Raw genomic sequence first — 1612 nt, forward strand, 5'->3', positions numbered from 1 at the left:
GCTACCTCGCCGGGCTCCACCTCCGCGCCTCGATGATCTGGATCAAAGACCTCACCCAGGCAACCTCTTGATCACAACCCGATACGCGCCCTAGTTCCAGCTGCTCGCCCGCGTGCTTGGCCAGGACCAGGTGCAGTTGGTAGAAGGTCGCGCCGCGCATCAGCCAGTGGTGCTTCTTGTAGAGCCCGTAGAGGATCTGCGTGTCCGCCAGAACCTTGTTCAGGCGCTGGCACGAGTACATCCGGGCTTCGTATGACAGGCCCAGCGGGAACTGCTTGACGGTCCCGAAGTCCTGGATCACCTTGCCCTTCTGGTGCAGCCACGGCTGGCTGCCGCTCACGTGATGGGAGCTGATGGTCATGTTCCGTCTCCTGCGGTGCCGTGCTGTGCGTACCCGAGCGACGCTAGACGGCACCACGGCATCGCCTTGCCCGGCAGCGCATGCGCCCGTGCCCGTCAGCGCACGGCGCCCAGCGCCCCCGCGGACGTTCGCTCTGGTGCAAACATCCGTGCACCGGTGGGCTTGGGTGGTGAAGCCGCCGCGGGAGCGGCCCAGGCCCTCGTCTGCCGCGCCGCCGCCACCAGGTGGCCGAGCGGCCTCAACCAGGGTGTGAGTGGGTGGGGTGGTGTCAGTGAGCCTTTTCCAACCTCACGCTGATGCGTGATGGAGGACGAGTACGGCGTGGACGATCGCGGTGATGCGGTTGGTACTGCAGCGGAGCTTTCGAAGGAGCCGCCAGCTCTTCAGGACTGCCATGGCCTGCTCGACCAGGCAGCGGATCGACTGCTGTTGTGTCGGCGCTTCCACCGCTTGAGCCGACGGCCTCGGAACGGGACGCGGACGGGGTGGCCGGCTCCCTGGTACGCCTTGTCCGCCCAGCACTTCAGCTCGGCTGCGGCGAGCGCGTCGATGATCCCGTGGGTCCGTGCGGCGGTCAGGTCGTGGACGGACCCGGGCAGGGCGAGACGCCCACACCAGGCCGGACGCGGGGGCACACGTGATTGGCCGTGGTTCCGGCTGGGGAGGGTGGAAGGGCTGCCGGAGGGGCCGGTGAGTAGGGGAGGGCGCAGATGCCGACTTTCGGGGACTATGCGGAGAGCAGGGCAGATCGGGTAGCGGACCGAACGCGCCCCGGATGAGTTGACCGGAGCCACGAGGGCCTGTCTGCTGTCGCTACGCGCTGCTGGAGGTCGCACAGCGACGGATCCGCCCGAGAACGGGTTGGTCCCGGACCGTGGTCCGGGGGTGGCTGAGTCCGCGCTGCCGGCGGAGTACCAGCGCATCCTGACCGCGGTGCGGCAGGCCGCCGGTCCGGTCGCCACCCGGCAGATCGGCGAGGTGCTGGGCTTGGAGGTGGGCGTACGGGGCAAGCTGGAGCCGTTGCGCGGGAAGCTGACGAAGCTGGCCGACCGCGGCTGGCTGCACAAACGACCCGACGGGAAGTTCACCACCCGCCCGTGACCGGTCCGCGCGGCGATCGGGGCGTAACCAAGGTGCCCCCGGCGGCTGTTGGAATTGTGTGACGAAAACCAAAGAGCACGCCGGGGACACCGTGTCCCTGGTCTACCAGTGCCGTCTGCCGCTGTCCACGCGCACCCTGAACTACCTCAC

General features: G+C 68.4%; 1 protein-coding gene and 2 pseudogenes. 1 reads left to right on the top strand and 2 read right to left on the bottom strand.

The genetic code is table 11. From position 1 onward, the window contains the following. Window positions 1-91 precede the first annotated feature (91 nt). Both ACGFU7_RS48070 and ACGFU7_RS48075 read right to left on the bottom strand, forming a co-directional pair. Window positions 92-361 (bottom strand): annotated as a pseudogene (locus tag ACGFU7_RS48070) (ferritin-like domain-containing protein); the annotation flags it as partial. Window positions 362-649: 288 nt separating this feature from the next. After that, a pseudogene (locus ACGFU7_RS48075) lies at window positions 650-979 on the bottom strand (transposase family protein); the annotation flags it as partial. 267 nt (window positions 980-1246) lie between these two features. Here ACGFU7_RS48075 and ACGFU7_RS48080 point away from each other — a divergent pair. Then, window positions 1247-1462 (top strand): hypothetical protein, encoded by a 216-nt coding sequence (locus ACGFU7_RS48080; RefSeq protein ID WP_393705135.1) that lies wholly within the window; start codon window positions 1247-1249, stop codon window positions 1460-1462. The last annotated feature ends 150 nt before the right edge of the window (window positions 1463-1612 follow it).

It is taken from the genome of Streptomyces sp. NPDC048473 (genome assembly GCF_043200155.1).
Taxonomy (GTDB): Bacteria; Actinomycetota; Actinomycetes; order Streptomycetales; family Streptomycetaceae; genus Streptomyces.